General features: G+C 54.3%; 25 protein-coding genes. 17 read left to right on the forward strand and 8 right to left on the reverse strand.

The features are described 5' to 3' along the window. Nucleotides 1–26: 26 nt before the first annotated feature. The 13 genes from bamA (at nucleotide 27) to tilS (ending at nucleotide 17,616) form a co-directional block, all read left to right on the forward strand. Complete coding sequence (gene bamA, locus SIK69_RS01920) at nucleotides 27–2,432, forward strand: outer membrane protein assembly factor BamA (protein WP_319628107.1); 2,406 nt, start codon at nucleotides 27–29, stop codon at nucleotides 2,430–2,432. Nucleotides 2,433–2,556: 124 nt separating this feature from the next. Further along, nucleotides 2,557–3,051, forward strand: a complete 495-nt coding sequence (gene skp / locus SIK69_RS01925; protein ID WP_319628106.1) for a molecular chaperone Skp — start codon at nucleotides 2,557–2,559, stop codon at nucleotides 3,049–3,051. A 3-nt stretch (nucleotides 3,052–3,054) separates the two neighbouring features. Continuing rightward, nucleotides 3,055–4,080, forward strand: coding sequence for a UDP-3-O-(3-hydroxymyristoyl)glucosamine N-acyltransferase (lpxD, locus tag SIK69_RS01930; protein ID WP_319628105.1), 1,026 nt, complete (start codon nucleotides 3,055–3,057; stop codon nucleotides 4,078–4,080). Nucleotides 4,081–4,195: 115 nt separating this feature from the next. Further along, nucleotides 4,196–4,651: a 3-hydroxyacyl-ACP dehydratase FabZ gene (gene fabZ, locus SIK69_RS01935; protein ID WP_007373234.1), complete on the forward strand. Its 456-nt coding sequence runs from the start codon at nucleotides 4,196–4,198 to the stop codon at nucleotides 4,649–4,651. Between the two features lie 3 nt (nucleotides 4,652–4,654). Further along, the gene (gene lpxA, locus SIK69_RS01940) at nucleotides 4,655–5,443 is read left to right on the forward strand and encodes an acyl-ACP--UDP-N-acetylglucosamine O-acyltransferase (RefSeq protein WP_319628104.1); all 789 of its coding nucleotides are present in this window, start codon (nucleotides 4,655–4,657) and stop codon (nucleotides 5,441–5,443) included. After that, entirely contained in the window at nucleotides 5,443–6,588 is a 1,146-nt protein-coding gene (gene lpxB / locus SIK69_RS01945) for a lipid-A-disaccharide synthase (RefSeq protein WP_319628103.1), read from the forward strand. Before lpxA ends, lpxB begins: the two co-directional genes overlap by 1 nt. Continuing rightward, a complete protein-coding gene (rnhB, locus tag SIK69_RS01950; protein WP_319628102.1) occupies nucleotides 6,585–7,181 on the forward strand; it encodes a ribonuclease HII in 597 nt (198 codons plus the stop codon). Before lpxB ends, rnhB begins: the two co-directional genes overlap by 4 nt. Before the next feature lie 22 nt (nucleotides 7,182–7,203). Then, nucleotides 7,204–10,686, forward strand: a complete 3,483-nt coding sequence (gene dnaE, locus SIK69_RS01955; protein ID WP_319628101.1) for a DNA polymerase III subunit alpha — start codon at nucleotides 7,204–7,206, stop codon at nucleotides 10,684–10,686. Between the two features lie 12 nt (nucleotides 10,687–10,698). After that, entirely contained in the window at nucleotides 10,699–11,658 is a 960-nt protein-coding gene (gene accA / locus SIK69_RS01960) for an acetyl-CoA carboxylase carboxyl transferase subunit alpha (RefSeq protein WP_319628100.1), read from the forward strand. A gap of 193 nt (nucleotides 11,659–11,851) precedes the next feature. After that, nucleotides 11,852–13,636, forward strand: a complete 1,785-nt coding sequence (locus tag SIK69_RS01965) for a chitinase (protein WP_319785272.1) — start codon at nucleotides 11,852–11,854, stop codon at nucleotides 13,634–13,636. Nucleotides 13,637–13,722: 86 nt separating this feature from the next. Next, complete coding sequence (locus tag SIK69_RS01970; protein WP_319628098.1) at nucleotides 13,723–15,861, forward strand: lysine decarboxylase LdcC; 2,139 nt, start codon at nucleotides 13,723–13,725, stop codon at nucleotides 15,859–15,861. 60 nt (nucleotides 15,862–15,921) lie between these two features. Further along, entirely contained in the window at nucleotides 15,922–16,311 is a 390-nt protein-coding gene (locus tag SIK69_RS01975; protein ID WP_319628097.1) for a VOC family protein, read from the forward strand. A gap of 3 nt (nucleotides 16,312–16,314) precedes the next feature. Further along, nucleotides 16,315–17,616, forward strand: a complete 1,302-nt coding sequence (gene tilS, locus SIK69_RS01980; RefSeq protein WP_319785273.1) for a tRNA lysidine(34) synthetase TilS — start codon at nucleotides 16,315–16,317, stop codon at nucleotides 17,614–17,616. A 17-nt stretch (nucleotides 17,617–17,633) separates the two neighbouring features. On the opposite strand, the gene rof is transcribed toward tilS, so the two are convergent. Then, complete coding sequence (gene rof, locus SIK69_RS01985) at nucleotides 17,634–17,894, reverse strand: Rho-binding antiterminator (protein WP_319785274.1); 261 nt, start codon at nucleotides 17,892–17,894, stop codon at nucleotides 17,634–17,636. Next, nucleotides 17,881–18,081, reverse strand: coding sequence for a YaeP family protein (locus tag SIK69_RS01990; RefSeq protein WP_319628094.1), 201 nt, complete (start codon nucleotides 18,079–18,081; stop codon nucleotides 17,881–17,883). The genes rof and SIK69_RS01990 overlap by 14 nt, the downstream gene beginning before the upstream one ends. Nucleotides 18,082–18,276: 195 nt before the next feature. Here SIK69_RS01990 and SIK69_RS01995 point away from each other — a divergent pair, with 195 nt between their 5' ends. The 3 genes from SIK69_RS01995 to nlpE are packed head-to-tail and all read left to right on the forward strand — an operon-like array spanning nucleotide 18,277 to nucleotide 19,971. Beyond that, entirely contained in the window at nucleotides 18,277–18,822 is a 546-nt protein-coding gene (locus SIK69_RS01995) for a YaeQ family protein (RefSeq protein ID WP_319628093.1), read from the forward strand. Then, nucleotides 18,819–19,241 carry an alternative ribosome rescue aminoacyl-tRNA hydrolase ArfB gene (gene arfB / locus SIK69_RS02000; protein WP_319785275.1) on the forward strand — a complete coding sequence of 141 codons (423 nt, stop codon included), beginning with the start codon at nucleotides 18,819–18,821 and terminating at the stop codon, nucleotides 19,239–19,241. Before SIK69_RS01995 ends, arfB begins: the two co-directional genes overlap by 4 nt. Nucleotides 19,242–19,272: 31 nt before the next feature. Beyond that, on the forward strand, nucleotides 19,273–19,971 hold the full coding sequence (gene nlpE / locus SIK69_RS02005) for an envelope stress response activation lipoprotein NlpE (RefSeq protein WP_319785276.1): 699 nt from the start codon (nucleotides 19,273–19,275) through the stop codon (nucleotides 19,969–19,971). Between the two features lie 72 nt (nucleotides 19,972–20,043). On the opposite strand, the gene proS is transcribed toward nlpE, so the two are convergent. From proS to metN, 6 genes are all read right to left on the reverse strand, one after another. Beyond that, nucleotides 20,044–21,762 carry a proline--tRNA ligase gene (gene proS, locus SIK69_RS02010; RefSeq protein WP_319785277.1) on the reverse strand — a complete coding sequence of 573 codons (1,719 nt, stop codon included), beginning with the start codon at nucleotides 21,760–21,762 and terminating at the stop codon, nucleotides 20,044–20,046. A gap of 112 nt (nucleotides 21,763–21,874) precedes the next feature. Continuing rightward, nucleotides 21,875–22,582: a tRNA (N6-threonylcarbamoyladenosine(37)-N6)-methyltransferase TrmO gene (gene tsaA / locus SIK69_RS02015; RefSeq protein ID WP_319628089.1), complete on the reverse strand. Its 708-nt coding sequence runs from the start codon at nucleotides 22,580–22,582 to the stop codon at nucleotides 21,875–21,877. Next, nucleotides 22,579–22,983: an envelope stress sensor lipoprotein RcsF gene (rcsF, locus tag SIK69_RS02020; RefSeq protein WP_319628088.1), complete on the reverse strand. Its 405-nt coding sequence runs from the start codon at nucleotides 22,981–22,983 to the stop codon at nucleotides 22,579–22,581. Before rcsF ends, tsaA begins: the two co-directional genes overlap by 4 nt. Nucleotides 22,984–23,091: 108 nt before the next feature. Further along, nucleotides 23,092–23,907, reverse strand: coding sequence for a methionine ABC transporter substrate-binding lipoprotein MetQ (gene metQ / locus SIK69_RS02025; protein WP_319785278.1), 816 nt, complete (start codon nucleotides 23,905–23,907; stop codon nucleotides 23,092–23,094). Between the two features lie 41 nt (nucleotides 23,908–23,948). Continuing rightward, complete coding sequence (locus SIK69_RS02030) at nucleotides 23,949–24,602, reverse strand: methionine ABC transporter permease MetI (RefSeq protein ID WP_154159704.1); 654 nt, start codon at nucleotides 24,600–24,602, stop codon at nucleotides 23,949–23,951. Further along, nucleotides 24,595–25,626 carry a methionine ABC transporter ATP-binding protein MetN gene (metN, locus tag SIK69_RS02035; protein WP_319628086.1) on the reverse strand — a complete coding sequence of 344 codons (1,032 nt, stop codon included), beginning with the start codon at nucleotides 25,624–25,626 and terminating at the stop codon, nucleotides 24,595–24,597. The genes SIK69_RS02030 and metN overlap by 8 nt, the downstream gene beginning before the upstream one ends. A 188-nt stretch (nucleotides 25,627–25,814) precedes the next feature. On the opposite strand from metN, the gene gmhB reads away from it, so the two are divergent. Beyond that, nucleotides 25,815–26,381: a D-glycero-beta-D-manno-heptose 1,7-bisphosphate 7-phosphatase gene (gene gmhB / locus SIK69_RS02040; RefSeq protein ID WP_319628085.1), complete on the forward strand. Its 567-nt coding sequence runs from the start codon at nucleotides 25,815–25,817 to the stop codon at nucleotides 26,379–26,381. Nucleotides 26,382–26,617: the final 236 nt, after the last annotated feature.

Here is a 26,617-nt window from a genome sequence, read left to right on the forward strand (position 1 = left end):
AGTGTTAGGAAGAACGCATAATAACGATGGCGATGAAAAAGTTGCTCATAGCGTCGCTGCTGTTCGGCAGCGCGACCGTATACGGTGCTGACGGATTCGTAGTGAAGGATATTCATTTCGAAGGCTTGCAGCGAGTCGCTGTTGGTGCGGCTCTCCTCAGCATGCCAGTTCGTCCTGGCGATACGGTTACTGATGAAGACATCAGTAACACCATCCGCGCGCTGTTTGCCACCGGCAACTTCGAGGATGTTCGTGTTCTGCGTGATGGCGATACGTTGTTGGTGCAGGTCAAAGAGCGCCCAACGATTGCCAGCATCACTTTCTCCGGTAACAAATCGGTGAAAGATGACATGCTCAAGCAGAACCTCGAAGCCTCTGGCGTTCGCGTTGGCGAATCCCTCGACCGTACCACTCTCGGTGATATCGAGAAGGGTCTGGAAGACTTCTATTACAGCGTCGGTAAGTACAGCGCGAGCGTAAAAGCCGTTGTGACTCCGCTGCCGCGTAACCGTGTTGACCTCAAACTGGTCTTCCAGGAAGGCGTATCGGCCAAAATTCAACAGATCAACATCGTTGGTAACCACGCGTTCAGTACTGACGAACTGATCTCCAACTTCCAGCTGCGTGACGAAGTTCCGTGGTGGAACGTGGTCGGCGATCGTAAGTACCAGAAACAGAAACTGGCGGGCGACCTTGAGACCCTGCGCAGCTACTATCTGGATCGCGGCTACGCACGTTTCAATATCGATTCCACGCAGGTTAGCCTGACGCCGGATAAAAAAGGTATCTACATCACCGTTAACATCACCGAAGGCGATCAGTACAAGCTTTCTGGCGTTGAGGTGAACGGGAACCTGGCGGGGCACTCTGCGGAAATCGAAAGCCTGACCAAAGTGGAGCCGGGTGAGCTCTACAACGGTGCCAAAGTGACCAAAATGGAAGATAACATCAAGAAACTTCTCGGTCGCTACGGTTACGCCTATCCGCGCGTACAGTCTCAGCCTGAAATTAATGATGCTGACAAAACCGTTAAGCTGCACGTGAGCGTAGATGCGGGTAACCGTTACTATGTGCGTAAGATCCGCTTTGAGGGTAACGATACCTCGAAAGATACCGTTCTGCGTCGTGAAATGCGCCAGATGGAAGGGGCATGGCTTGGCAGCGATTTAGTCGATACGGGTAAAGATCGTCTGAACCGTCTGGGCTACTTCGAAACCGTCGATGTTGACACTCAGCGTGTACCGGGCAGCCCGGACCAGGTTGACGTAGTCTACAAGGTGAAAGAACGTAACACCGGTAGCTTCAACTTCGGTATTGGTTACGGTACCGAGAGCGGGATCAGCTTCCAGGTTGGCGTCCAGCAGGATAACTGGCTGGGTACGGGTTACTCCGTCGGCATTAATGGCACCAAGAACGACTACCAGACCTACTCTGAGTTTTCTGTGACCAACCCGTACTTCACGGTGGATGGTGTGAGCCTCGGTGGTCGTATCTTCTACAATGACTTTAAAGCTGATGATGCGGACCTGTCCTCGTATACCAACAAGAGCTATGGCGTTGACGGTACACTAGGCTTCCCGATCAATGAATACAACACGCTGCGTGCCGGTCTGGGTTATGTCCACAACGACCTGTCCAACATGCAGCCGCAGGTGGCAATGAACCGCTATCTGGATTCGATCGGTCAGGGGACTAGCACCACTAACGACGATGCAGGCTTCTCGGCGGATGACTTCACCTTCAACTACGGTTGGACGTATAACCACCTTGACCGTGGGTTCTTCCCAACGGATGGTTCTCGCGTCAACCTGAACGGTAAAGTGACTGTCCCGGGCTCTGATAACGAGTTCTACAAAGTCACGCTCGATACCGCTTCCTACTTCCCGATCGATGACGATCACAAGTGGGTGCTGTTGGGTCGTACGCGTTGGGGTTACGGCGATGGTTTAGGCGGCAAAGAAATGCCGTTCTATGAAAACTTCTATGCGGGTGGTTCAAGCACCGTACGTGGTTTCCAGTCGAACAACATCGGTCCGAAAGCCGTGTACTACGGTCCGAACCAGGATAACTGCGACAACGCTACCCTGTGTAAATCTGATGATGCGGTGGGTGGTAACGCCATGGCCGTTATCAGCGCCGAAATGATCGTGCCGACGCCGTTTATCAGTGATAAATATGCTAACTCAGTCCGTACCTCCTTCTTCTGGGATGCGGGTACCGTCTGGGATACTAACTGGGAAAACACCGCGCAGATGCAAGCTGCCGGGGTGCCTGATTATGGCGACCCGAGCAACATCCGTATGTCTGCAGGTATCGCATTACAATGGATGTCTCCATTGGGGCCGTTGGTCTTCTCCTACGCCCAGCCGTTTAAAAAGTACGAGGGAGACAAAGCGGAGCAGTTCCAGTTTAACATTGGTAAAACCTGGTAATTGCTTTGTGCAAAGGAATGCAAGTAGCAGTGTAGCGATGACATCTGACGATCACTCGCGTGGTTGCATGACTTCGCAAAGAACGGTGCCTTCGGGTACTCATGGGATGGTAAGGAGTTTTATTGTGAAAAAGTGGTTATTAGCTGCAGGTCTGGGTTTGGCAATGGCAGCATCTGCACAAGCAGCAGATACAATTGCAATTGTTAACATGGGTAGTCTGTTCCAGCAGGTCGCGCAGAAAACAGGTGTTTCTGCGAAACTGGAAGGCGAGTTTAAAGGTCGTGCGAGCGAACTGCAGCGTCAGGAATCCGATCTGCAGAGCAAAATGCAGCGTCTGCAGCGTGATGGTTCTACCATGAAGGCGAGTGAGCGCAGCAAGATGGAAAAAGACATCATGACTCAGCGCCAGGCCTTCTCTCAGAAAGCTCAGGCTTTTGAGCAGGATCGTGCACGTCGTTCTAACGAAGAACGTGGCAAACTGGTTACTCGTATCCAGGCTGCTGTGAAGAGCGTAGCGGCTGACCAGAAAATCGATCTGGTTGTTGACGCAAACACCGTTGCTTACAACAGCAGTGACGTTAAAGACATCACCGCTGATGTGCTGAAACAGGTTAAATAAGTAATGCCTTCAATTCGACTGGCTGATTTAGCTCAGCAGTTGGATGCAGAATTACACGGTGATGGCGATCTCGTCATCACCGCTGTTGCGTCCATGCAATCCGCTAAAGCAGGCCATATCACGTTCATGGTGAATCCTAAGTACCGTGAACACCTGGCCGCATGCCAGGCCTCTGCTGTCGTGATGACCGCAGACGATTTGCCTTTTGCCAAAAGCGCGGCGCTGGTAGTGAAGAACCCCTACCTGACTTACGCCCGTATGGCCCAAATTCTCGATTCCACGCCGCAGCCGGCGCAGGATATCGCCCCCAGCGCGGTGGTTGACTCCACGGCAAAACTGGGTCAGAACGTCTCGATCGGCGCGAATGCGGTTATCGAATCCGGGGTAGTGCTCGGGGATAACGTCCGTATTGGTGCGGGTTGTTTCGTGGGTAAAAATACAACTATTGGGGCCGGTACTCGCCTGTGGGCGAATGTCTCCGTTTACCATGAGATTGAGATTGGAGAAAATTGCCTGATCCAGTCCAGTACGGTGATCGGCTCTGACGGTTTCGGCTATGCCAACGATCGTGGCAACTGGGTGAAGATCCCACAACTGGGTCGCGTGATTATCGGCGATCGCGTTGAGATCGGTGCCTGTACCACCATCGATCGCGGCGCGCTGGATGATACCGTTATCGGCAATGGCGTGATTATCGATAACCAGTGCCAGATTGCGCACAACGTGGTCATCGGTGACAATACGGCCGTTGCGGGCGGAGTTATCATGGCGGGCAGCCTAAAAATTGGCCGTTACTGCATGATTGGTGGTGCCAGCGTTATCAATGGCCACATGGAAATCTGCGACAAAGTGACAGTGACCGGCATGGGCATGGTTATGCGCCCGATCACTGAACCTGGCGTATACTCCTCCGGCATTCCGCTGCAGCCAAACAAAGCATGGCGTAAAACCGCTGCGCTGGTGATGAACATTGATGACATGAGCAAGCGTCTCAAAGCACTCGAGCGTAAAACAAGTCAACAAGACTAGCGTTTCATCCCATACCTAAGGGTATCGCGCCAAACTTCCCGGCCTGTCTGATTTCTTAAAATCCGGCAGGCCGTGTTATTATTGCCTTTTAGTATATTTAGACAGGAAGAGTATTTTGACTACTGACACTCATACTCTGCACATTGAAGAGATTCTGGAACTTCTGCCACACCGTTACCCGTTTTTACTGGTCGATCGCGTGCTGGACTTTGAAGAAGGTCGTTTTCTGCGCGCAGTTAAAAATGTCTCCGTAAATGAGCCGTTTTTCCAGGGACATTTTCCGGGCAAGCCGATTTTTCCAGGCGTGCTGATTCTGGAAGCCATGGCGCAGGCCACCGGTATTCTGGCATTTAAGAGCGTGGGTAAACTGGAACCTGGTGAACTCTACTACTTCGCAGGCATCGATGAAGCGCGTTTCAAGCGCCCGGTGGTGCCTGGTGATCAGATGATCATGGAAGTGACCTTTGAGAAAACCCGCCGTGGCCTGACCCGCTTTAAAGGCGTGGCGCTGGTTGACGGTAAAGTGGTTTGCGAAGCGACTATGATGTGTGCGCGTAGCCGGGAGGCCTGATACGTGATTGATAAAACTGCCTTTATCCATCCTACCGCCATTGTGGAAGAGGGTGCCGTCATCGGTGCCAACGTTCACATTGGCCCGTTTTGTATTGTGGGTTCTGACGTCAGCATTGGCGAAGGAACCGTACTGAAGTCTCATGTGGTGGTAAACGGTCATACGACCATTGGCCGCGACAATGAAATCTATCAGTTCGCTTCCATCGGGGAAGTTAACCAGGATCTTAAATACGCTGGCGAACCGACTCGGGTGGAGATTGGCGATCGCAACCGCATCCGCGAAAGCGTCACCATTCATCGTGGAACAGTACAGGGCGGTGGATTGACGAAGGTGGGCAGCGATAACCTGCTGATGATCAACGCCCACGTGGCGCACGATTGCACCGTAGGTAACCGCTGTATCCTCGCCAACAACGCAACGCTGGCGGGCCACGTATCTCTGGACGACTTTGTTATCATCGGCGGCATGACGGCTGTCCATCAGTTCTGCATCATTGGTGCACACGTGATGGTTGGCGGCTGCTCCGGCGTTGCTCAGGACGTCCCTCCGTACGTTATCGCGCAGGGCAACCACGCCACGCCTTACGGTGTTAACATCGAAGGGCTGAAGCGCCGTGGCTTCAGCAGAGAAGCGATTATTGCGATTCGCAATGCGTACAAACTGCTGTACCGCAGCGGTAAAACGCTGGACGAAGCCAAACCGGAAATCGCTGAACTTGCAGAGCAGCATCCTGAAGTGAAAGCCTTCTATGACTTCTTCGAACGTTCTACCCGTGGTCTGATTCGTTAATGGCTGAACGTCCGCTAACGATTGCCCTGGTCGCCGGAGAAACCTCCGGCGATATTCTTGGTGCGGGTCTGATTCGCGCTCTGAAAGCACGTGTGCCGAACGCTCGATTCGTCGGCGTAGCCGGACCATTAATGCAGGCCGAAGGCTGTGAGGCCTGGTACGAAATGGAAGAGCTGGCGGTGATGGGGATTGTCGAAGTCCTCGGTCGTCTGCGTCGTCTGCTGCACATTCGGGCTGATTTAACCCGCCGCTTTACCGAACTTCAGCCGGACGTTTTCGTTGGCATCGATGCGCCTGACTTCAATATTACCCTTGAAGGGAATCTGAAAAAGCAGGGCATTAAAACCATTCATTACGTCAGCCCCTCCGTCTGGGCCTGGCGACAAAAACGTGTTTTCAAAATTGGCAGAGCCACTGATATGGTGCTCGCCTTTCTGCCTTTCGAAAAAGCGTTTTACGACCGATTCAATGTTCCTTGCCGTTTTATCGGGCACACCATGGCAGATGCCATGCCGCTGGATCCCGATAAAAACGCCGCCAGAGATACCCTCGGTATTGCTCACGATGTGCATTGCCTGGCATTGCTGCCGGGCAGCCGCGGTGCAGAGGTGGAAATGCTCAGCGCCGATTTCCTGAAAACGGCCCAGCTTCTGCGCAATCACTATCCCGATCTGGAAGTGGTAGTCCCATTGGTGAATGCCAAACGCCGTGAACAGTTCGAGCGCATTAAAGCCGAAGTGGCACCGGATCTTAACGTTCATATGCTCAACGGCATGGGACGTGAGGCAATGATTGCCAGTGATGCGGCCCTGCTGGCCTCTGGCACGGCGGCGCTGGAATGTATGCTGGCAAAATGCCCGATGGTCGTAGGTTATCGCATGAAGCCCTTTACCTTCTGGCTGGCGAAGCGGTTGGTGAAAACCGATTATGTGTCATTACCCAATTTGCTGGCGGGCCGGGAACTGGTAAAAGAACTTTTGCAGGATGAGTGTCAGCCAGCGCTGCTCGCACAGGCGCTGCTGCCGCTGCTGGCGGATGGTAAAACCAGCCACGCCATGCATGACACCTTCCGCGAACTGCACCAGCAGATCCGCTGTAATGCCGACGAGCAGGCAGCTGATGCGGTGCTGGAGTTGGCACAATGACAGATGTATTTATCTACCCGCACACTCATCTGGTGGCGGGGGTCGACGAAGTGGGGCGCGGTCCGTTAGTAGGCGCGGTCGTCACGGCGGCGGTGATTCTTGACCCAAACCGCCCAATTATCGGTTTGAATGATTCCAAAAAACTGAGTGAAAAACGCCGCCTGGCGCTGTTCGATGAAATCAAGGACAAAGCGCTCAGCTGGAGCCTTGGGCGTGCCGAGCCGCACGAAATCGACGAACTCAATATTTTGCATGCCACCATGCTGGCGATGCAGCGCGCGGTCGCTGGCCTGCACATTGCGCCGGAATACGTACTGATTGATGGCAATCGCTGTCCGGCCTTGCCGGTGCCGTCGCTGGCCGTCGTTAAAGGCGACAGCCGCGTGCCTGAGATCAGTGCGGCATCCATTCTGGCAAAAGTGTCCCGCGATGCGGAGATGGCCGCGCTGGATAACACTTTTCCCGAGTATGGCTTCGCGCAACACAAGGGATACCCCACGCCTTTCCATCTGGAAAAGCTGGCTCTGCATGGTGCCACCGAACACCACCGGCGCAGTTTCGGGCCTGTTAAACGCGCTCTGGGCATTGCCTGATTAAGTAAAGCGGGATCTGAAGATGGCTGAACCACGTTTCGTACACCTGCGGGTGCATAGCGACTACTCCATGATTGATGGGCTGGCGAAGACCGGGCCGCTGGTGAAAAAGGCGGCCGCGTTGGGCATGCCTGCGCTGGCGATCACCGATTTCACTAACCTGTGTGGTCTGGTGAAGTTCTATGGTGCGGGGCACGGGGCCGGGATCAAGCCGATTATTGGTGCGGATTTTCACGTACAAAGCGAGCTTTTTGCCGATGAGCTGACGCAGCTCACCGTTCTGGCCACTAATAACGAAGGCTACCAGAACCTGACGCTACTGATTTCCCGCGCCTATCAGCGGGGATATGGTGCGTTGGGCCCGTATATTGACCGTGACTGGCTGATTAGTCATAAAGAAGGCCTGCTCCTGCTGTCCGGCGCACGCATGGGCGATGTGGGCAGAGCCTTGCTACGCGGCAATATGGCGTTGGTCGAACAGTGCGCGGCCTTTTATGAAGAACATTTCCCGGATCGCTATTTCCTTGAGCTGATCCGCACCGGTCGTGCAGACGAAGAAAACTACCTCCATGCGGCGGTGCGACTGGCTGAAGAGCGCGGTTTGCCAGTGGTCGCCACCAATGACGTGCGTTTTATCGACGCGGGCGACTTTGACGCTCACGAAATCCGGGTGGCCATTCACGACGGTTTCACCCTCGATGACCCTAAACGACCGCGTAACTATTCGTCGCAGCAGTATATGCGCACCGAAGACGAAATGTGCGAGCTGTTCTCCGACATACCGGAGGCGCTGGCTAACAGCGTCGAGATAGCCAAACGCTGTAACGTCACCGTGCGCCTGGGCGAATACTTCCTGCCACAGTTCCCGACTGGCGATATGACCACCGAAGATTTCCTGGTGGTGAAGTCGAAAGAAGGTCTGGAGGAGCGCCTCGAATTCCTGTTCCCGGATCCGGCAGCGCGTGCTGAAAAACGCCCACCGTATGACGAGCGTCTGGACATTGAACTCCAGGTGATTAACCAGATGGGGTTCCCGGGCTACTTCCTGATCGTCATGGAATTTATCCAGTGGTCGAAGGACAACGGTGTGCCGGTAGGGCCGGGCCGTGGTTCCGGTGCCGGTTCATTAGTGGCCTATGCGCTCAAAATCACCGATCTCGACCCGCTGGAATTTGACCTGCTGTTCGAACGTTTCCTGAACCCCGAACGTGTCTCGATGCCCGACTTCGACGTTGACTTCTGTATGGAGAAACGCGACCAGGTTATTGAACACGTGGCGGATATGTACGGGCGAGATGCGGTATCGCAGATTATTACCTTCGGTACGATGGCGGCGAAAGCGGTTATCCGCGACGTGGGCCGCGTGTTGGGTCATCCATATGGTTTCGTCGATCGTATTTCAAAACTGGTGCCACCCGACCCGGGTATGACGCTTGCTAAAGCGTTTGAAGCTGAACCGCAGCTGCCGGAAATTTACGAGGCAGATGAAGAGGTTAAAGCGCTAATTGATATGGCGCGTAAGCTCGAAGGGGTCACCCGTAACGCCGGGAAACACGCCGGGGGCGTGGTTATCGCGCCGACCAAAATTACCGACTTCGCACCGCTATACTGTGACGAATCCGGGAATCATCCGGTCACCCAGTTTGACAAGAACGACGTGGAATATGCAGGCCTGGTGAAGTTCGACTTCCTCGGTCTGCGAACGCTGACGATCATCGACTGGGCGCTGAAGATGATCAACCCGCGCCGGGAAAAGCAGGGCTTAGAGCCGATTGATATCGCTGCCATCCCGCTCGATGACAAGAAAAGCTTCGACATGCTGCAACGCTCGGAAACCACTGCGGTGTTCCAGCTTGAATCCCGCGGCATGAAGGACTTGATCAAGCGTCTACAGCCTGACTGTTTCGAAGATATGATTGCCCTGGTGGCCCTGTTCCGTCCGGGCCCACTCCAGTCAGGGATGGTTGATAACTTCATCGACCGTAAGCACGGGCGCGAAGAGATTTCCTACCCTGACGTGCAGTGGCAGCATGAAAGCCTGAAGCCGGTTCTGGAGCCGACCTACGGCATTATCCTGTATCAGGAACAGGTCATGCAGATTGCCCAGGTCCTGTCGGGCTATACGCTCGGCGGGGCGGATATGCTGCGTCGTGCAATGGGTAAGAAAAAACCCGAAGAGATGGCCAAGCAGCGCAGCATCTTCGAAGAGGGCGCGATCAATAACGGCGTCGACGGCGAGCTGTCGATGAAAATCTTCGACCTGGTAGAGAAATTTGCCGGGTACGGCTTTAACAAATCGCACTCCGCCGCGTATGCGCTGGTGTCTTACCAGACGCTGTGGCTGAAAGCCCACTATCCTGCCGAATTTATGGCGGCGGTAATGACCGCCGATATGGATAACACCGAGAAAGTGGTCGGGCTGGTGGATGAATGCTGGCGCATGGGGCTCAAAATCCTGCCGCCGGACATCAACTCCGGGCTGTATCATTTCCACGTCAACGACGACGGGGAAATTGTATATGGCATTGGGGCTATCAAAGGCGTGGGCGAAGGCCCGATTGAGGCTATCCTCGAAGCGCGTAACGAAGGCGGCTATTTCCGCGAGCTGTTTGACCTCTGCGCCCGCGTAGACACCAAAAAGCTCAATAAGCGCGTGCTGGAAAAACTGATCATGTCCGGGGCGTTTGACCGCCTCGGGCCGCATCGTGCGGCGCTGGCGAACTCCCTGCCCGACGCGCTGAAAGCCGCCGATCAACATGCCAAAGCCGAAGCTATCGGGCAGGCGGATATGTTTGGCGTACTGGCCGATGAGCCGGAACAGGTAGAACAGTCCTATGCCAGCTGTCAGCCGTGGCCGGAACAAATCGTACTGGACGGTGAACGCGAAACGTTAGGCTTGTACCTGACTGGCCACCCGATCACCCAGTATCTGAAAGAAATTGAGCGTTATGTCGGCGGGCTGCGGCTCAAAGACATGCATCCGACCGATCGTGGTAAAGTGACCACGGCGGCGGGGCTCGTCATTGCTTCGCGGGTAATGGTCACCAAGCGAGGCAATCGTATCGGCATCTGTACGCTGGATGACCGTTCCGGGCGGCTGGAGGTGATGTTGTTCACCGACGCGCTGGATAAATACCAGCATTTGCTGGAAAAAGACCGCATACTTATCGTCAGCGGACAGGTCAGCTTTGATGACTTCAGCGGGGGGCTTAAAATGACCGCCCGCGAAGTCATGGACATTGACGAAGCCCGTGAAAAATATGCTCGCGGGCTTGCTATCTCGCTGACGGACAGGCAAATTGATGACCAGCTTTTAAACCGTCTCCGTCAGTCTCTGGAACCCCACCGTTCGGGGACAATTCCAGTACATCTCTACTATCAGAGGGCGGATGCACGCGCACGGCTGCGCTTTGGCGCGACCTGGCGTGTTTCTCCGAGCGATCGTTTACTCAACGATTTGCGTGGCCTCATTGGGTCGGAGCAGGTGGAACTGGAGTTTGACTAATACAGGAATACTATGAGTCTGAATTTCCTTGATTTCGAACAGCCGATTGCAGAGCTGGAAGCGAAAATCGATTCTCTGACCGCCGTAGGCCGTCAGGATGAAAAATTGGATATTAACATCGATGAAGAAGTGCATCGGCTGCGCGAAAAAAGCGTAGAACTGACGCGCAAAATCTTCGCCGATCTCGGTGCATGGCAGGTTGCGCAACTGGCGCGCCATCCGCAGCGCCCGTATACCCTCGATTATCTGCGTCTGGCGTTCGATGAGTTTGACGAACTGGCGGGCGATCGTGCTTATGCCGACGACAAAGCTATCGTTGGGGGTATTGCGCGTCTGGATGGGCGTCCAGTGATGGTCATAGGTCATCAGAAAGGCCGTGAGACCAAAGAGAAAATTCGCCGTAACTTCGGCATGCCAGCCCCGGAAGGTTATCGCAAAGCGCTGCGCCTGATGGAAATGGCTGAACGCTTCAACATGCCTATCGTGACCTTCATCGACACCCCGGGCGCATACCCTGGCGTGGGCGCGGAAGAGCGCGGGCAGTCTGAGGCAATAGCCCGTAACCTGCGTGAAATGTCTCGCCTGAAAGTGCCGGTCATCTGTACCGTCATCGGCGAAGGCGGTTCCGGTGGTGCGCTGGCGATTGGCGTGGGTGATAAAGTGAATATGCTGCAGTACAGCACCTATTCCGTTATCTCGCCGGAAGGGTGTGCCTCCATTCTGTGGAAAAGCGCCGACAAAGCGCCGCTGGCCGCAGAAGCGATGGGCATCATTGCGCCGCGTCTGAAAGAGCTGAAGCTGATTGATACCGTTATCCCGGAACCGCTGGGTGGCGCGCATCGTAAACCTGAAGCCATGGCGGCAAACCTGAAAGCCCAACTGCTGGCAGATTTGGCCGATCTCGACGTGCTGAGCACTGAAGACCTGCTCAACCGCCGCTATCAGCGTCTGATGAGCTACGGCTACGCCTGATTTAGCATCACAAAAAAACGTCTAAAGGCCGGTTATCCCGGCCTTTTTTTGTTTTTATACCTGCTGATATTTCGTGATAGCGGCGGTGAGCCAATGTGATAATTCCCCTCATCTGCTTCCCCTAAGATGCCCTTATCGCCATCAAGGACTTCGCCTTGTGGCGCAGCGGTATTTTTACTACGGGGATTTAACAATGAAAGTAAACAACACGATAGGGCTGAGCGCAGTGGCAGCGGCGCTGACGCTTTGTACACCCGCCTCCTGGGCGGCGAACCTGAAAGCGGAACCGGTCGCGCCTTACGCCATGAAGACCAGCGACCTGCAAAAAAAAGAGCAGGAACTCACCAACTTCCCGCAAATGCAGACGGTGAAAGCGGATATTCGTACCATCAGCAATGAAGACGTAGAGCGCATCGCGCCGGGCAGCGCTGGCAATCCGGCCAACGTAAAGCGCGTCGAAAAAATCATTAGCAGCAAAGACTGGGAGTATCTGTTCCCACGTCGTGCGCCTGAATATACCTACACCAACTTTCTGAAAGCGGTCGGAAAATTCCCGGCAATTTGTGATTCCTACACCGATGGGCGGGACAGTGATGCCATCTGTCGTAAATCACTGGCTACCATGTTTGCTCATTTTGCACAGGAAACCGGTGGGCATGAGGATTGGCGTGAAGAGCCTGAGTGGCGGCAGGCGCTGGTCTATGTGCGCGAGATGGGCTGGACGGAAGGGCAAAAGGGTGGCTATAACGGCGAATGTAACCCTAACACCTGGCAGGGACAAACCTGGCCGTGTGGGAAGGATAAAGACGGCGATTATGTGAGCTATTTTGGCCGGGGCGCGAAACAGCTCTCCTATAACTACAACTATGGACCGTTCTCTGACGCCATGTACGGCGATGTGCGCCCGCTGCTGGATAAACCGGAACTGGTGGCTGACACCTGGCTGAACCTTGCCAGCGCACTGTTCTTCTTCGTCTATCCTCAGCCGCCTAAACCGGGGATGCTGGATGTGATCAACGGCTCCTGGCAACCAAACGATCATGATAAGGCCAATGGCTTAGTCCCAGGGTTTGGTGTCACCATTCAGATCATTAACGGGGGCGTGGAGTGCGGCGGGTCATCGGAAATGGCGCAGTCGCAAAACCGTATTGCCTACTACAAAGAGTTCGCTAACTACCTGAAAGTACCGGTTCCGGCAGATGAAGTGCTGGGTTGTAAGAACATGAAACAGTTCGATGAAGGTGGCTCAGGCGCATTGCCTATCTACTGGGAACAGAGCTGGAACTGGACAGAGGGGAATCCTAATGGTCTGGCATATGCCTGCCAACTGGTCAGTTATCAGACACCATTCAGCGCATTTAAAGCCGGGGATTACACCAAGTGTGTACAGCACTACTTCAACGTCACCCTGACTGACGATGGCGGTTCGACCCCAGCCCCGACCCCAGCCCCGACGCCAGTCCCGACGCCAACGCCTGAACCCAAACCGGACAGTAATGTTGCCCCGGTAGCGTTTATTTCCGGGCCGGTAGGAGCGGTTGAAGCGGGAAGTCAGGTCGCGCTGAGTGCGGAAGGTTCATCGGATGCCAACGGCGACGCGTTGACCTACACCTGGATTTTCCAGAATGGCCAAAGCATTACCGGTAAAGATAAAGCCAACATCAGCTTTACGGTACCGGAGAAAGGTGCTGATGCGCAGTATGCGATAAGTCTGTCCGTCAGCGATGGTAAACTGACCGCGACCACCACCTATACCTTGAATGTGAAGGCGAAGGCCAAAGCGGATGAGGGGGGGGCGACCGCCAGCTATCCGGCATGGAGCACCACTCACCACTGGAATGCCGGTGATATCGTGATGAACCATGGAGCGCTGTATCAGTGTAAGCCATTCCCGAGTAGCGGATGGTGTAACAATTCCCCGGTCTACTATGAGCCAGGGGCGGGCATTGCCTGGGCAGATGCCTGGACTGCACTTTAAGTAATACACACGCCAGCGTCTGACGCTGGCGTGTTCTGTATCATTTTAGGTATAAGATTAAGGAAGGAATTTTCCAGGAGGAAAGCGTGAATATTATTGCCATCATGGGGCCGCACGGCGTCTACCACAAAGATCAGCCGATCAAAGATCTCGAAGCGGCGCTGACGTTGCAAGGGTTCAAAATCATCTGGCCGCAAAACAGCGCCGATCTGATTAAGTTTGTTGAGCAGAATCCGCGGATCTGCGGGGTTATCTTCGACTGGGATGAATACGGTGAGGATCTGTGCAGCGACATCAATCAGCTGAATGAATACCTGCCGCTATATGCATTTATCAACACCCATTCGACGCTGGACGTCAGCATCAACGATATGCGCATGGCGCTGTGGTTCTTTGAGTACGCGCTGGGCGCGGAAGAAGACATCGCCACGCGCATAGGCCAGTACACCAAAGAGTATCTCGATAACATCACCCCGCCGTTCACCCGGGCGCTGTTTAACTACGTGAAAGAGGGCAAATATACCTTCTGCACGCCGGGCCACATGGCGGGGACGGCGTATCAAAAAAGCCCGGTTGGCTGCCTGTTCTATGATTTTTTCGGCGGGAATACGCTGAAAGCGGACGTCTCGATTTCGGTCACCGAGCTTGGCTCGTTGCTTGATCACACCGGGCCGCATCTTGAGGCCGAAGAGTATATCGCCCGCACCTTTGGCGCGGAGCAAAGCTACATGGTGACCAACGGCACCTCGACCTCAAATAAGATTGTCGGGATGTACGCGGCACCGTCAGGCAGCACGCTGCTTATTGACCGAAATTGCCATAAATCGCTGGCGCATTTGTTGATGATGAGCGACGTGGTGCCGCTGTGGCTAAAGCCGACGCGCAATGCGCTCGGCATCCTGGGCGGTATTCCGAAGCGCGAGTTCACCCGCGACAGCATCAGTCAAAAAGTGAAGGCGACAGCGGGCGCACAGTGGCCGGTTCATGCGGTCATCACCAATTCCACCTACGATGGACTTCTCTATAACACCACATGGATTAAAGACACGCTGGACGTGCCGTCCATTCATTTTGATTCTGCGTGGGTGCCCTACACCCATTTCCATCCGATTTATCAGGGGAAAAGTGGGATGAGCGGCGATCGCGTGCCGGGTAAAGTCATCTACGAAACGCAGTCGACGCATAAAATGCTGGCGGCGCTGTCGCAAGCGTCGCTTATCCACATCAAAGGCGACTACGACGAAGACACCTTCAATGAAGCCTTTATGATGCACACCTCGACGTCGCCGAGCTATCCGATTGTCGCCTCTATTGAAACGGCGGCGGCGATGCTGCGCGGGAATCCGGGCAAGCGACTGATCAACCGTTCGGTTGAGCGTGCGCTGCATTTCCGTAAAGAGGTACAGCGGCTGCGTGAGGAGTCAGAGGGCTGGTTCTTCGATATCTGGCAGCCCGAAAAAGTGGATGAGGCCGAGTGCTGGCCTGTATCGCCGGGTGAAGACTGGCACGGCTTCGCGGATGCCGATGCTAATCATATGTTCCTCGATCCGGTGAAAGTCACCATCCTCACGCCTGGCATGGATGAGCAGGGCACCATGAGCGACGAGGGGATCCCGGCGGCGCTGGTGGCCAAATTCCTCGACGAGCGTGGCGTGGTGGTCGAGAAAACCGGCCCGTATAATTTGCTGTTTCTGTTCAGTATCGGCATCGACAAAACCCGGGCGATGGGTTTGCTGCGTGGCCTGACCGAGTTTAAGCGTTCCTATGATCTGAATCTGCGGGTCAAAAACATGTTGCCGGATCTCTACGCGGAAGATCCGGATTTCTACCGTAACATGCGCATTCAGGAGCTGGCGCAAGGGATCCATAAACTGATTCGCCAGCATCAGCTCTCGCATCTGATGCTGCGGGCGTTCGACGTGCTGCCGGAAATGAAAATGACCCCGCATCAGGCCTGGCAGCGTCAGATCAAAGGTGAGGTGGAAACGATTGAGATTGAACAGCTGGTGGGCCGCGTTTCGGCTAACATGATCCTGCCGTATCCGCCGGGCGTACCGTTGCTGATGCCGGGAGAGATGATCACCGAAGAAAGCCGCGCCGTGCTCGATTTTCTGCTGATGCTGTGTTCGATTGGCCGGCATTATCCCGGCTTTGAAACCGACATTCATGGTGCGAAGCGCGACGAAGACGGCGTCTACCGGGTACGAGTCTTAAAAGATGCCTGACCGCTTGCGTCAGTCGCCCTGCCACAGGTAACGTGCTGCGCAGACCAATAAGGAGAAAACATGCTGGGTTTAAAACAGGTTCACCACATCGCTATCATCGCGAGTGACTATGCCAACAGTAAGGCGTTCTATTGCGATATTCTGGGCTTCACGCTACAGAGCGAGTTCTACCGTGAGGCACGGGATTCCTGGAAAGGCGATCTGGCGTTGAATGGCCAGTACACTATCGAGCTGTTTTCTTTTCCTTTCCCGCCTGCGCGTCCGTCACGACCTGAAGCGTGCGGCCTGCGTCATCTGGCGTTTAGCGTGGATGATATTGATGCTGCCGTGGCCCATCTCGAAAGCCACGGCGTAAAGTGTGAGGCGATTCGTATCGATCCCTTCACCGAGCGTCGTTTTACTTTTTTCAACGATCCGGACGGACTGCCGCTGGAGCTGTATCAGCAATAAATCATGAGCCTGAAATCTGTCATCGACGTCTTACATTCCCACCGATCGCTGCTGGTTGCCTTCAGCGGCGGCCTGGATTCGACGGTGCTTTTGCACCAACTGGTGAACTGGCGTAAACAGTCGCCGGGTGTCGCGCTGCGCGCTATTCACATTCATCATGGATTAAGTGCTCACGCGGATGCCTGGGTCGCGCACTGTGAGCAGGTTTGTGCCCAGTGGAGCGTGCCGCTTGAGGTGGTGAAGGTCACGCTGGCAGATGAAGGGTTAGGTATTGAAGCCCATGCCCGTGAGGCGCGCTATGCCGCATTTCGTACCGCGCTGCAGCCCGGTGAGGTGCTGGTCACCGCGCAGCATCTGGACGATCAGTGCGAAACGCTGTTACTGGCGCTAAAACGCGGCAGCGGCCCGGCGGGGCTGTCGGCGATGGCGGCAGAGTCAGATTTCGCGGGCAGCAAACTGTTGCGGCCTTTGCTAAACCAAAAACGGCAGGATCTTGAGCGCTGGGCCGTCACGCATCATCTGCGCTGGATTGAAGATGAAAGCAATCAGGACGATGCCTACGATCGTAATTTTCTGCGCCTGCGCGTGGTGCCGTTGTTAACGCAGCGCTGGCCGCATTTCGCCGAGACCGCCGCGCGAAGTGCCGCGCTGTGTGGCGAACAGGAACAGCTCCTGGACGAATTGCTTGCCGAACAGTTGATGTCGCTGATAGGTCCGGAAGGGCAGCTCGCCATCGAACCGCTGTTGAGCATGAGTGAAGCTCGGCGGGCAGCGCTGTTACGCCGCTGGCTGGTACAGCATCAGGCGACGATGCCGTCGCGCGCGATGTTGGCGCGCCTCTGGCAAGAAGTGGCGCTGGCGAGGGAAGATGCCAATCCGCAGCTTTGCTTGGGCCAATTCGAAGTCCGCCGCTTTCAGCAGCAGCTGTGGTGGATCCCAGCTTATGAACGCCTGGCCTCTCTGAACATGAAATGGGCAGATATTACGCATCCGCTGCTGTTACCGGATGCCAGTGAATTGCATCTGATGGTGGGCAGCGATATTCGTGCGCCGCAGGACGATGAACCCGTCAGTGTGCGTTTTACCGCCTCCGGCACGTTGCATATTGTCGGGCGTCACGGTGGACGTAAGCTTAAAAAAATCTGGCAGGAGATGGGTGTGGCCCCGTGGTTACGGGAAACCGCGCCGCTGCTTTTTTATGGTGAGACGTTAATCGCAGCGGCCGGGTATTTCGTCACGCGTGAAGGGCAATGCAGGGAAGGGGAAGCCGGTTTTCGGCTCGTCAGACAAAAAAACGGGCAGTAACACTGCCCGTCTACGGATTACTCTTCGCTCACCACCACGGTACCGATATCCGGGTGACTGAAGCTGGCTATTTTGTCGAGTCGCAGCTCACGGTTTTCGCCCGAGGCTTCAACGATCAGATACTCGACGTTTTTACGTGAGACTAAGTCACTGGCTTTCGCCTTCAGCACTTCGCCATCTTTCAGCTCCAGCGCCAAAACGAGATGGTTCTGGCAGGCGAGTTCGAGGTTGTCATAGTCATCACAGTTGATAGGTTGATAAGACTCATTCATTGACATAATCGCTCACCAGTAAGTTTGCCGCCGCATAGGCCGCTTTTTCCCTGACCGACTCTGAAATCGCATCGTCCGACGCCACTTCATTCAATACTTTTAGCACACAACCCAGCGAATCCGGAATATATCCTAAGTCTCCGCTGGCTATTTCCGCATATCGCTTGCGTATTAACTCACAATACTTTTCCACATGCCCTCCTGTCAGCGTTCTGACTTAACTGTGGGATGCAAGTTTAAGCCTACGAAGATAAACTTTGTTTAGCAAGGTGACTATACCATACTCATTTAAGCAATATCAGCAGGATGAGCTGTGCTGCAATGAATTGGCGACAGCCTTTTGTGGCTGAATTAGGTACAATGACGGCCAATTTTCAGGAGTAAAATCATGGCGCTGAAAGCGACAATTTATAAAGCGGCGGTAAACGTTGCCGATCTCGACCGCAACCAGTTTCTCGATGCCAGCCTGACGCTGGCTCGTCATCCGTCCGAAACCGAAGAGCGCATGATGCTGCGTCTGCTGGCATGGATAATGTATGCCGATGACCGTTTGCAGTTTACCCGTGGCCTGAGCGCCGATGACGAGCCGGAAGTGTGGCTGCTCAACGATCATCTGGGGGTGGATTTGTGGATAGAGTTAGGCTTACCGGAAGAACGCCGGATCAAAAAAGCCTGCTCTCGCTCGAAGCAGGTCGCCCTGTTTACCTATAACAGTCGGGCGGCGGAAATCTGGTGGCAGCAAAACCAGGCTGCACTGGCCGGGTTTAGCAATCTCAGTATCTGGTATTTTGACGATACCCAACTGGCGCAGTTGACCACCTTCGCCGCACGCAATATGACGCTACAGGCCACCTTGCAGGAAGGGACGCTGTGGCTTTCCGATGACAAGAATAATCTGGAAATCATCCCAACCCATTGGCAGCAGGCGAAATGATTGTCATCTCACGTCAGGTATCGTTGGCTGACGAAGAAGTAGAAATCACCGCTATTCGGGCGCAGGGCAACGGCGGACAGCACGTGAACAAAGCCTCAACGGCCATTCATTTGCGTTTTGACATCCGGGCCTCCAGCCTGCCAGAGTATTATAAAGAGCGCCTGCTGGCCGCCAGCCATCACTTGTTGACCGCTGACGGCGTAATCATTATCAAGGCACAAGAATATCGCAGTCAGGAGATGAACCGGGAAGCCGCGGTCGCGCGTCTGGTGTCGGTGATTCAGAGCCTGACCGTAGAACAAAAACATCGCCGGGCAACGCGTCCTACGCGGGCATCGAAAGAGCGTCGACTGGCGTCAAAATCGCAAAAGTCCTCGGTGAAGGCGATGCGTGGCAAAGTCAGAAACGCCGGCGACTGACCGACTGAATGAAAAGCATAAGGAAATTAAGGTGAAGAAGGTACTGGTGACCCTCGCGGCTGTCGGAATGCTCTGTGCATTGCCCGGCTGTAACAATCGTTCAGATGAGCAAACCGTGAACAAAGGGCAAGAAACGGCCCTGCAGCCGATGCAGCAGAGCTGGCGCGGCGTGTTGCCGTGTGCGGACTGCGAAGGCATTGAAACGTCCCTGTTCCTGGAAAAGGACGGTACCTGGGTGATGAACGAGCATTATCAGGGCGTGGAGCATGAACCGTCCTCATTTGCGTCGTATGGCACCTGGGCGCGCACCGCCGAGAAGCTGGTTCTGACCGACACCAAGGGTGAGAAATCTTACTACCGCGCGAAAGGCGACAAGCTGGAAATGCTGGATCGCGAAGGCAATTCGATCGTTTCCTCGTTGAATTACACCCTTGAGCCGGTCAAATCCAGCCTGCCAGTGACCCCAATGGCGATGCGCGGCATGTATTTCTACATGGCGGATGCGGCCACCTTTACCGATTGTGCCACGGGTAAACGCATGTCGGTGGCGAACAACGCCCAGCTTGAACGTGGTTATGCCGCGGCGCGCGGCAACGAGAGTAAGCCTGTTTTGCTGACGGTTGAAGCGCACTTTACGCTACAGGCCAATCCGGATACCGGCGAGAAGGTGACAACGTTGGTCGCGGACAAATCGTCGCACTTTGACGCGAAGAAGACCTGCAAAGAGTAATCGCCCCATAGTCATAAAAAAAGGCCTGTCACCAACGGTGACGGGCCTTTTTATTGTCCGCGATAACGGAGATTAGCGCTTGATGTTGCTCAGCAGGTAGCTCACAACGTCGCCGGTTTTGATCATCTGCTTTTCACCGTTACGACGATATTTGTATTCAATCTCGTCGTTGTCGAGGTTGCGATCGCCGATAACCACGGTGTGTGGAATACCGATCAGCTCCATGTCTGCGAACATCACGCCAGGACGCTCTTTACGATCGTCCATCAGCACTTCAATCCCTTGGGCGCGTAGCTCGCTGTACAGTTTCTCAGCCAGCTCCTGAACACGGTAGGATTTGTGCATGTTCATTGGCAGAATAGCGACCTGGAATGGCGCAATGTTGTCCGGCCAGACGATACCGCGATCGTCGTGGTTCTGCTCGATGGCTGCCGCCACCACGCGGGTAACACCGATCCCATAGCAGCCCATGGTCAGGGTCTGGTTACGACCGTCTTCACCCTGAACTGACGCTTTCATGGCTTCGGAATACTTAGTGCCAAGCTGGAAGATGTGACCCACTTCGATACCGCGCTTGATAAGCAGAGTACCTTTGCCATCCGGGCTTGGGTCACCGGTGACCACGTTACGGATGTCTGCGACTTCCGGCGTGGCTACATCGCGATCCCAGTTGATGCCGAAATAGTGTTTACCGTCGATGTTAGCGCCCGCAGCGAAATCACTCATGGCGGCAACGGTACGGTCAACGACCACTGGGATGCTCATATTTACGGGGCCCAGTGAGCCGGGACCGGCGTTAACCAGCGCACGAATTTCTGCTTCGGTCGCGAAGGTCAGCGGGCTTGCCACCTGCGGCAATTTCTCCGCTTTGACTTCGTTTAGTTCGTGATCGCCACGAACCAGCAGGGCAACCAGCGGATACGCGCTGTCTTCTACCGCTTTCACCAGCAGGGTTTTCACGGTTTTCTCAATTGGCAGATTGAACTGCTCAACCAGCTCGGCGATGGTTTTGGCGTTTGGCGTATCGACCAGGGTCATTTCCTGGGTCGCTGCCGCGCGGGGTTCTTTTGGCGCAACGGCTTCAGCCAGCTCAATGTTGGCTGCAAAGTCAGATTCGCTGGAGAAGATAATGTCATCTTCACCGCTGGACGCCAGAACCTGGAACTCATGCGACGCGCTGCCACCGATAGAACCGGTATCCGCCTGAACGGCACGGAAATCCAGCCCCATACGGCTGAAGATCTTGCTGTAAGCCGCATACATCGCGTCGTAGGTTTCCTGTAAGGATTCCTGAGTGGTATGGAAGGAGTAAGAATCCTTCATGATGAACTCACGGGAGCGCATCACACCAAAGCGTGGGCGGACTTCATCGCGGAACTTGGTCTGGATCTGATAGAAGTTCAGCGGCAGCTGTTTGTAAGAGCTCAGCTCGTTACGAATCAGGTCGGTGATCACTTCTTCATGCGTTGGGCCGAGGACAAACTGGCGCTCGCCGCGATCGACAATACGCAGCAGTTCCGGGCCGTACTGCTCCCAGCGACCGCTCTCCTGCCACAGGTCAGCGGGCTGAACCACGGGCATCGACACCTCGATAGCACCGGCGTTATCCATCTCTTCACGCACGATGTTTTCGACTTTTTTCAGGACGCGCAGGCCTGTCGGCAGCCAGGTGTATAACCCGGAAGCGAGCTTGCGAATCATCCCGGCGCGCAGCATCAGCTGGTGGCTGATAACCTCGGCGTCGGCAGGTGTCTCCTTCAGCGTGGAGAGCAAGTATTGACTAGTACGCATGTTATTACGGTTCCATTTGAACGAGCAGAACAGGCGAGAATGCCCGCCTGATACAAAAAATGTGGTTTAGTTTATCAGTCTGGCAGAGTTGTCAAAAGAGAGGAGGAGAAAATTAGCGTGCTTCTAATGCAAAGACGTCGAATCCGGCGTCGGTAACGCGCCAGCGGACGTTAAAATCATGTAACCAGACGGCGTAAGTTTTCCCCGTTTCTTCACCTTTGCGGTACGCAGGGCGCGGGTCCTGAGCCAGTACATCCATAATAAAGGCGCGCAGATGTGGGTAACGTTTCTCAAGGGCTGGAAACTGCTGCTCCACCTCGGGGCTGAAGCTAACATTCACGCTGGCAACAGGTGCCTGCTGGGCATAGCTTGCCTGAGCTTCAGGTAACGCTTCGGCAAATGGCAGGTAGGGCTTGATATCGACCACCGGCGTGCCGTCGACGAGGTCGAGGCTGCCTAACTGCAGAATGACCTGATCTTTGTGACAGCGAATACCTTTCAGCTCGACCAGTGACATGCCGATCGGGTTAGGACGGAAAGTGGAGCGGGTCGCGAATACGCCCATTCGGGTATTGCCGCCGAGCCGGGGAGGGCGGACGGTCGGTCGCCAGCCGCCTTCCATCGTTTGATGAAAGACGAATAACACCCAAAGATGGCTGAAATCTTCCAGGCCGCGCACGGCATCCGGCTGATTGTAGGGCGGGAGCAAGTGAAGTTCGCCGTTGCCGTGTTGCACCAGACCAGGCTGGCGCGGGACGGCAAACTTCTCTTTGTAGGGTGAGCAGATAACACCTATCTGCTCAAAGGAGAAATCACTCATTTCGCCGAAACGTTGAGAGCTGTCCCCAGGCAAACGGCCTGACGATAGCAACCCGGCGTGCCGCTGGTGACTTCACAACTGTGCAGCAGAACCCCATTGGCCTTCATTTTCGCGGCATTGATCTGCAGACGCTTACGGGCGGTGGGGATATTTGGCGGAGAGTCCTGATTAGAGGCCTGGCAGGATTCACCGCTGACTTCGCCGAGATCGCGGAACGGTTTACCCACCAGTTCTTCGGCGCTGTTATAAATTCTTACCGGAGCAGGGCGTTGCGCTTTTGGCTTAGTGGGCTCGGTTTTTGGCGGAGTTGCAGTGCTTTGTACAGGTTCTACGGGAGATCTGTTTAACATGGAACAGCCGCTCAGGATCAGCGCTAAAAAACAGACCGGTAAAGCACGCATAGTATTTCCTCAATGAATATAAAAACCGGGGCTTATTGAATCAGGTGCCAGCAGAAATGACAAGACGGGCGTAAAGCCCGTCCTGAATGATATTACTTTGAGAAAAGATTACCAGCCTTTAACCGCGCCACCGTTGAAGATCTTGTTGGCCGCTTCGAACACTTCGTCAGACTGATACGCTTCAACGAATTTCTTCACGTTTTCCGCGTCTTTGTTATCTTCACGACTGACGATCAGGTTCACGTACGGAGAGTCTTTGTCTTCAACAAAGATGCCGTCTTTCGCTGGGGTCAGGCCAATCTGGCTGGCGTAAGTGGTGTTGATAACCGCCAGAGCAATCTGCGCATCGTCCAGGGAACGCGGCAGCTGTGGGGCTTCCAGCTCAACAATTTTCAGGTTTTTCGGGTTCTCAGTCACGTCCAGAACGGTCGGCAACAGACCAACACCGTCTTTCAGTTTGATCAGGCCGACTTTCTGCAGCAGCAGCAGTGAACGACCAAGGTTGGTTGGGTCGTTAGGCACCGCAACCTGAGAGCCCGGCTGCAGTTCGTCCAGAGATTTGATTTTCTTGGAGTAACCGGCAATTGGGTAAACAAAGGTGCTGCCGACCGGAACCAGTTTGTAACCGCGGTCTTTAATCTGCTGATCCAGGTAAGGTTTGTGCTGGAAGGCGTTGGCATCGATATCGCCTTTGCTCAGCGCTTCATTTGGTAGAACGTAATCGTTGAAGGTCACCAGCTCAACGTCGAGGCCATACTTCTCTTTCGCCACTTTCTGAGCAACTTCAGCGACCTGCTGTTCTGAACCCACAATCACGCCGACTTTGATATGGTTAGGGTCTTTCTGATCCGGACCACAACCCACCAGTGCCAGAGAACCAATCAGGGCACCCAGGGCCGCAAAGGTTTTAATCTTGAACGCCATTTTCTTTCCTTAACTCTTAGAGTTGTTTGTTGTGTGTAACGTTACTTGTGAGTGACAGCCCGGACGATACGATCGCCAGAGAATTGAATTAAATAAACCAGAACTACCAGTAATACCAGAACGGTATTCATAACCGTAGCGTTATAACCAATGTAACCGTACTGATAGCCAATCTGACCGAGACCACCGGCACCAACAGCCCCGCCCATCGCGGAGTAACCCACCAGGGTAATCAGCGTGATGGTTGCTGCATTCACCAGGCCTGGCATCGCTTCTGGCAGCAGGACTTTACGCACGATCTGCATGACCGTGGCACCCATAGCGCGTGAGGCTTCAATCAGGCCGGTCGGGATTTCCAGCAACGCGTTTTCCACCATGCGGGCAATAAACGGTGCGGCACCCACGGTCAGGGGAACAATCGCCGCCTGCAGGCCGATGGAGGTGCCAACAATCACGCGCGTAAATGGAATCATCCACACCAGCAGGATAATGAACGGAATAGAACGGAAGATGTTGACCAACGCAGAGAGCGTGCGGTACAGCTTGACGTTTTCAGCAATTTGGCCCGGACGTGTAACGTACAGCAATACGCCAACCGGCAGACCCAGTACGAAACCGAAGAAACCGGAAACAAAGGTCATGGCCAACGTTTCCCAAACGCCGCGCGCCAGTAACCACATCATTGGCTCAGACATAACCCAGTACCTCTACTTTCACATGGTGTTCTTGCAGCCAGGCAATCGCGGCTTGCGTATCGTTTTGTGTGCCGTGCATTTCAGTCAGCATGATGCCGAACTTCACGCCACCGGCATAATCCATCTGCGCGCTAATAATGTTGTTGTTGACGTTGAAGCGGCGTGCCGTTTCCGACAGCAGCGGGGCATCAACGGACTGTCCGGTAAATTCCATTCGCAGCATGGGTACGCTGTCGGCCTGCGCTTCTGGTTTCAGACGCGCCAGATAGTCTTCCGGAATGTCCAGATGCAGGGTGGACTGAATGAACTGTTGTGCCAGTGGTGTTTTCGGATGGGAGAACACTTCACTCACCGTGTCCTGCTCAATCAACTCACCGTTGCTGATAACAGCCACGCAGTCACAAATGCGCTTAACCACGTCCATCTCATGGGTGATCAGCAGAATGGTCAGACCCAGACGACGGTTAATGTCTTTCAGCAGTTCGAGAATAGAACGGGTGGTTGCTGGATCCAGTGCGCTGGTGGCTTCATCACACAACAATACTTTTGGATTACTGGCCAGCGCACGGGCAATGGCCACGCGCTGCTTCTGTCCACCAGATAAGTTGGCAGGGTAGCTGTCGTGCTTATCCGACAGGCCGACGAGGTCAAGCAGTTCCGTCACGCGGCGTTTGATTTCTTCTTTAGGCGTATTGTCGAGTTCGAGTGGCAGCGCCACGTTACCGAATACGGTCCGGGAAGCCAGCAGATTAAAGTGCTGGAAAATCATACCAATCTGGCGACGTGCTTTAGTTAACTGTGATTCAGAAAGGGCCGTTAAATCCTGCCCATCAACGAGCACGCTTCCCTGGGTTGGACGCTCGAGTAAGTTGACACAGCGGATCAGGGTACTTTTACCCGCGCCGGAGGCACCGATGACGCCATAGATTTGTCCTGCAGGCACATGCAGGCTGACATTATTCAACGCCTGAATTGTTCTGTGGCCCTGCTGGAACACTTTGGTGATGTTTGAAAGTTTTATCATTAGCTATTTATTATCGTAAGGTGATTTGCCGTGGCATTTTCTGCTGCTGCAGAGTGCAGCGACCGTCAATGAAATGGATGTTAAGGCATCCAGACGTCTAAATCAATCCGGGGCAGCGATAATGAGCACTTTATTGGCGCATCAAACATGAGATAATAGGCTCACATGCCTTATTCAGGAGCAAACCGGTGGCAAAAACCGTTCCCGCAATTTTCTTAGACCGTGATGGCACCATTAATGTCGATCATGGCTACGTTCACGAAATTGACGCATTTGAGTTTATCGATGGCGCTATTGATGCCATGCGCGAGTTAAAAGAGATGGGTTATGCGCTGGTGCTGGTAACGAACCAGTCCGGCATTGCTCGCGGTAAGTTTACCGAAGCGCAGTTTGAAACATTAACCGAGTGGATGGACTGGTCGCTGGCGGATCGGGGGGTGGATCTTGATGGTATCTATTACTGCCCACATCACCCGCAAGGAACAGTAGAAGAATACCGCCAGGTATGTGATTGCCGTAAACCGCACCCAGGGATGCTAATCTCTGCCCGGGATTTTCTGCATATCGATATGGATGCCTCCTTTATGGTTGGTGACAAAGTTGAAGATATGCAGGCCGCCGCAGCTGCAGGTGTAGGTACGAAAGTCTTAGTGCGTACCGGCAAGCCTGTTACCGATGAGGCCGAAAATGCAGCAGATTGGGTGATTGATAGCCTGGCAGCCCTGCCCACGGCTATCAAAAAGCAGAATAAATAGCCGTTGAGGCGAAAAGGTGAGCGGTTGAAATAAAAATGCATTTTTCCGCTTGTCATTCCTCGGCAGCTCCCTATAATGCGCCTCCATCGACACGGAACAACGGCAAGCAAGCCGCCGGGTCAGCAGGGTTTCTCCGGAAATTCTGACAGAGAAAAGCGAAAATAATTGCTTGACTCTGAATGAGGAAAGCGTAATATACGCCACCTCGAGTTAGCAAGCGAAAGCGCGTAACTCAC

It is taken from the genome of Scandinavium lactucae, from assembly GCF_033843265.1.
GTDB lineage: Bacteria > Pseudomonadota > Gammaproteobacteria > Enterobacterales > Enterobacteriaceae > Scandinavium > Scandinavium lactucae.